General features: G+C 71.4%; 6 protein-coding genes and 1 pseudogene. 2 read left to right on the top strand and 5 right to left on the bottom strand.

Translation table 11 applies throughout. The features are described 5' to 3' along the window. Nucleotides 1–290 (top strand): annotated as a pseudogene (locus HKK72_RS35880) (hypothetical protein); the annotation flags it as partial. 18 nt (nucleotides 291–308) lie between these two features. On the opposite strand, the gene HKK72_RS35875 reads toward HKK72_RS35880, so the two are convergent. The 4 genes from HKK72_RS35875 to HKK72_RS35860 all read right to left on the bottom strand — a co-directional run bounded on the left by HKK72_RS35875 (nucleotide 309) and on the right by HKK72_RS35860 (nucleotide 4,381). Beyond that, the gene (locus HKK72_RS35875; RefSeq protein WP_187238850.1) at nucleotides 309–1,256 is read right to left on the bottom strand and encodes a LysR family transcriptional regulator; all 948 of its coding nucleotides are present in this window, start codon (nucleotides 1,254–1,256) and stop codon (nucleotides 309–311) included. Nucleotides 1,257–1,393: 137 nt separating this feature from the next. Next, entirely contained in the window at nucleotides 1,394–3,304 is a 1,911-nt protein-coding gene (locus HKK72_RS35870) for a M64 family metallopeptidase (protein WP_187238849.1), read from the bottom strand. Nucleotides 3,305–3,436: 132 nt separating this feature from the next. Then, nucleotides 3,437–3,661, bottom strand: coding sequence for a hypothetical protein (locus HKK72_RS35865; protein WP_187238848.1), 225 nt, complete (start codon nucleotides 3,659–3,661; stop codon nucleotides 3,437–3,439). A gap of 393 nt (nucleotides 3,662–4,054) precedes the next feature. Beyond that, entirely contained in the window at nucleotides 4,055–4,381 is a 327-nt protein-coding gene (locus tag HKK72_RS35860) for a DUF3099 domain-containing protein (protein WP_187238847.1), read from the bottom strand. A 50-nt stretch (nucleotides 4,382–4,431) separates the two neighbouring features. Between HKK72_RS35860 and HKK72_RS35855 the strand changes: the two genes are divergently transcribed. Next, complete coding sequence (locus HKK72_RS35855; RefSeq protein WP_187238846.1) at nucleotides 4,432–4,644, top strand: dodecin; 213 nt, start codon at nucleotides 4,432–4,434, stop codon at nucleotides 4,642–4,644. Between the two features lie 25 nt (nucleotides 4,645–4,669). Here the strand turns inward: HKK72_RS35855 and HKK72_RS35850 are convergent. Next, the coding region (locus HKK72_RS35850; protein WP_187238845.1) for a UTRA domain-containing protein at nucleotides 4,670–4,967 on the bottom strand (298 nt) is incomplete at its 5' end.

Genomic DNA, 4,967 nt, shown 5'->3' with positions numbered 1-4,967 from the left:
TGGTCGACGCCGAGACCAAGCGCGGCCTGGTCGCTGCGGGCTGGGCCGTCTGGCCGTGCCAGGCGACGCTCCAGCCGGGGAGCGACATCGTGGTCCGCCCGCTCGCCGGAGACCCGGTGCGAACGCGCCATCTGGTCACGTGGGATCCGGCGGGTCCCCTCGCCGGGCCGGCCGAGCCCCTGGTCCGGCTGGTCAGGGACGCCTACGCGGCCGTGGTCGACGGCTGCCCGGCCTATCTGGACTGGCTGGCCCGGCGTGGCCGTACGGTCCACGCTCCGTGGGGGCCGTGACGGCGTGCACCGCCTCGGTCAGCGCGCGTTGTGCGGGCCGGGCCGGCGGGCGAGCCAGCGCGCGTAATGCGGGCGGCCGCCGGCGGCGTCAGCCTGCGCCCGCGCGGCGATCCGGCACAGCTCTTCGGCGGCGGGGGCGAACGGGCCGTCGTCCCGCCAGGCGACCACATGCCGCAGCCAGAGGGGGTCTCCCGCCAGTGGCCGGACCACCACGCCCGTACGGTCGCGGAAGGTCGCGCGGCACGGCGCGATCACGCCGCCCGCGACGATGAGCTCGCACAGCGCGGACGGTTCGGCCATCCGGTGCGGCACGTCGGGGGTGAAGCCCGCCTGTTCACAGGCGTCGAGGAAGGTCTCCGGCCAGCCGGAGCCGTCCGGCGGGGGCAGCACGCAGGGCTCCGCGGCCAGCTCCTCGAGCGGCACCGTCTCGCCCGCGGCGAGCCGGTGATCCGCCGGAAGCGCCACGAAGACCGGTTCGACGGCGACCACCCGGCTGCCGATGCCGGACAGGGCCGGAAGCTCCCGCCCCGGGTAGTCGATCAGAGCCGCGGCGTCCACCCGGCGGCCTGCGAGCAGGTCGTGCACCAGGCGGGGGGAGTGCTCGGTCTGCACCGTGATCCGGGTCGCGGGCAGCAGCGTGCGCAGGCCCTCCAGTACGGTCACCAGCGCGGGCCCCGAGACACCGCCGAACCGCGCCGTGCCCGCGTCGTGGCCGGCGCCGGCGGTGAGCTCGTCGAGATTCATGAGCGCCGTGCGTCCCCGGGCGATGACGAACTCCCCGAACGCCGTCGGCGCCACGCCGAGCCGGCTGCGTTCGAACACCGGTCCGCCGAGCAGTGTCTCGATGCGCCGCACCTGGGCGCTCAACGCGGGCTGCGAGACTCCCAGCACGGCGGCGGCCTTCGTGAGACTGCCCGCGACCGCGATGGCGCACAGAGTGCGGAGATGCCGGAACTCGAGCTGCACAGGCGGAGGCTAGGCCGCTTCGGCCGCCTCCGTCCACCCGCCCGCCGGCGATCCCGGCGGTCGGGTGAACGTGCGTCCGGCGCCCGCCCGTCCCCCGGCGCCGCGCTCGGCGGGCCGGGAACGGGCACGGGCATCGATCACCCGGACTTGCGCAGGGTGACGGTGAACTTCTGCGTCGGGCCGACGTTGCCAGCGGCGTCGATGCCGCGGTACTCGATGGTGTGGCGCCCGTATCCCGGTGCGACGGCATCCCATTCGACCGTGCGGACCGGCTTGCCCAGCTTGCCGTAGACGAGATCGTCGATGTTCGTGCCCAGCGGGGTGAACAGGAACGGCGCGTTCGAGTCGGTCGGCCAGCCGAAGTAGCGGTACCAGCCGTCTCCGTCCACCTGGAACTCCGCCAGGGGCGTGCCCGACCCGGTGTCCGAAGGCGTCAGCCTCATGGTGAACCGCTCGTCGAAGACGTACCCGCGGTCGCCGGCCGGACCCGTCGTCCGGGCCGGCTGGGACAGCGTGGAGGCCACGGTCGGGCGCTGCGCGTCGACGGTCCAGGCGAGCGTCTGTGCGCCGCCGCGCGGCGCGGCGGGGTCGGTCACGGTGGCGGTGATCCGGTGGGTGCCCGATCGGAGCCGGAAGCGCTTCAGGTCCAGGTCGCGGTCGTTGCCCGTGGTGCGGACCCGCCGTCCGTCCACGGTCCAGCGGACCACGGGGACCGACCTGGCCGGATGGGTGGTCTCCGCGTGGACGACGTTGTGGGCGGCGAGGTTCCAGTCCTGCGGGGTGGTGCCGGTGAAGCCGGGCGCGACCGCGTCCGGTGCCGTTTCGATCCGGGTGTCGATCGTCCAGGTGCGGGTGCGGGTGAGTGCGGCCGAGGAGCGGATCGCCGGGTCGCGGACGAAGGAGGTCGGATCGAGGACCGTCACCGTGAGGGTGTGCGTTCCGGGCTTCAGCCGGAGCCGCCGCAGGTCGAGGTTGTGCTCGTCGCGGCTGCCCGGCACCTGCCGGCCGTCGAGCGTCCACGTGACGCGCAGCGTGTGGTCGGCCGGATGCAGCGTCTCGACCCACACCACCCGGTCGGACCCGATGGCGGCCGTGGTGGGGGTGTGGTCCTGGATCAGATCGACCTTCGCCGCGATGGCCTGGGTCATGGCCTCGCGCTGCACCTGGTCGTGTTCGTAGCCGAGCACCTTCATCATCGAGTGCTCGCTCGGACGCCACACCTGTGACGTGGTGTAGAGACCGCCCTCGTATCGGCCGATGACCCCGCCCGAGGTGCTCTTCTCGCCCAGCCAACGCCACCACTTCACCCGCTGCTCGCGCATCTGCCGCTCGGTGAGGAGGGTGTGGTGGATCGAGTCCGGCTCGCCGCCGGTGTAGGCGCCGCCCGGGACACCGCGCGCGTAGTAGGTGTACTCGTCGTCCAGCCGCCCGAGCGAGTGCCCGATCTCATGCGGCATGATCAACGAGGAGAGTGCGTTGCCGCCCGAGGCGGTGGCCTTGCTGCCGCCCGCACCGCCGTACGTGGTGCTGTTGGCGAGCGCCAGCACCTGCCGGTTGGCGTTCGTCGTGCCGGTCACCAGGTTCGCGTACGTGTCGAACGCGGCGTTGTTCCCGGTGAGCAGGCGCTGGACGCTCGAGGGATTGCAGCCGCCCCAGAAGCCCATCTTCAGCGGCGTGGTGCGCCGGGCGGACGTCAGGTCCGGGTCGCAGCTCACGCCCGACTCGCCCGAGACGATCTCGACGGCGTAGACGTTGACGTAGCTGCGGTAGGTCTTCCACGGCTCGAAGGCCCACAGCGTGCTGAGGTGCTTGTCGACGTCGGCCCGGAACTTCGGCATGTCCGCCTCGGTGTAACCGTCACCGAGGATCACGAAGTTGAACCGTTTCGCGGGATCACCGGTGACCTGGATCGGCACGACCGTGGCGTCGCCCACCTCGTCGGCGTTCGCCGCCTCGGCGCTGAGGACCTGTCCGCTCAGCAGCGCCAGCTGCACCGTCGCCGCGAGTGCCAGCGCGGGGGCGGCCTTGGCCGCCTTCCCTCTCCACATGGACGAGACCTCCCTGTTGCCTGGTTCGTCGGCAATCCTTGATCAGGAGGTACTGCTCGTCTCATCTCGAAAGCGCATAATGCCCGGGTTATGGCACGGCCACGGGCCGCCCGCGCCGCCGGCCGTTCCCGGTCAGCCGTCAGTGGGTTCCAGGGCGTCCACCGGGACGACGTCGCGCAGGAATCCGCGCATGTCGAGGAACTGTGACAGATGCTCGCGGTGCTCGTCGCAGGCGAGCCACACCTTGCGCCGCTCCGGCGTGTGGATCTTGGGGTTGTTCCAGCGGAGGCCCCAGCGCGCGTCGGCGCCGCAGCCCTTCGCCGAGCACAGCGGGGCATCGCCTTGGGGATCGGTCACGACGCAAGTGTGTCAGGCCACGCCGGCGGTCGACGACGCCGGTCCGGGCGAGGCCGGTGGGACGGCGAGGCCGGTCGTCACGGCTCTCCTGCCACCGGGAAGGCCCCAGAGCCGGCGGTGGCGGGATAACGGTCGGAAGTCGTGGCCGATCCCGGCCAGACAGGTTCAGAGCCGGTGAGTCAGAGGACCGGTCAGGATCACGTCAGGATCATCGAGGCGACGGCCTGGGGGCAAAATGAAAGCGACGCCGGGTGGATACGGGGGCAATCCACCCGGCGTCGCATCATCGGTGTTCCGACGGGGGCCCGGAACACCGGCACGGGCGCTCCGACGGGGGACCAGAGCGCCGGTACAAATCGTACACCGAAACCCCCATGGGTTAGTCAAGGGAAGTCACGACTGGATTTCTGGGGGACGTCCGGAAATCTCATTACGGTTCGGGCTTTCGCGCTCGTCGAAGTGCGCCACGCTCTCGGGCTCGCGGCCGCCGTTGGCGAACACGACGCTGACGTACGGCAGCACGAGCGCCCCGACGATGAGCACGCCCACCACCCAGAGGGGTGCGTGCCCGGTCAAGAAGAGGGCAAGGAGGAAGCAGGCCGTCCGGATGCCCATGGACACGAGATAGCGCCGCTGCCGATGGTCGATGTCCTCGGACATCGGCCGGTGCGCGTCGGTGACCGTGTAGATATCTACACGGCGCCGGGGAATGACCCTCACGCCTCCAGATTAAGCCCAGCACTTGTCAGAAGCGACTTCAGGAGGAATCAGTGACGGATCGTACGTATCGAGTGACCGAGATCGTGGGGACGTCGCCGGAGAGCGTGGACGCGGCCGTCCGCAACGGCATCCGCAGGGCCGGTGAGACGCTTCGCCACCTCGACTGGTTCGAGGTGACCGAGGTGCGCGGTCAGATCGTCGACGGTGAGGTCGGGCACTTCCAGGTCGGCATGAAGGTGGGGTTCCGGCTCGAGGACTCCTGATCCACGGCCGCGCACGCCGCCGGACTCAGCGTTCGACGAGGGTGAGCGCGAAGGAGTAGCGGCTGGCGCGGTAGACGTGGGTTCCGTACTCCACGGCCCGCCCCTGGTCGTCGTAGGCCGTGCGGGTCATGGTCAGCAGCGGCGCGCCGCGGCGCTCGTCGAGCAGGCGGGCCTCCGCCGCGGTCGCGCCGCGCGCACCGATCGTCTGGTTGGCGATGCGGAGGTTCACCGCGGCCGCGCGCAGGAGCTCGTACAGGCCGTGCCGGCACAGGTCGTCGGCCGTGACGGCGGCGATGTCGCGAGGCAGGTAGTTGGTCAGGACG

The sequence above is a fragment of the Actinomadura sp. HBU206391 genome (genome assembly GCF_014323665.1).
In the GTDB taxonomy this organism is placed as follows: domain Bacteria; phylum Actinomycetota; class Actinomycetes; order Streptosporangiales; family Streptosporangiaceae; genus Actinomadura_C.
The sequence above is the reverse complement of the archived record's forward strand: the minus strand, read 5'-3'. Positions and strand labels throughout refer to the sequence as shown.

What these genes read in the sequence shown, in the direction of transcription:
- HKK72_RS35870 (WP_187238849.1), bottom strand. Translation starts at nt 3,304, where the DNA reads ATGTGGAGAGGGAAGGCGGCCAAGGCCGCCCCCGCGCTGGCACTCGCG.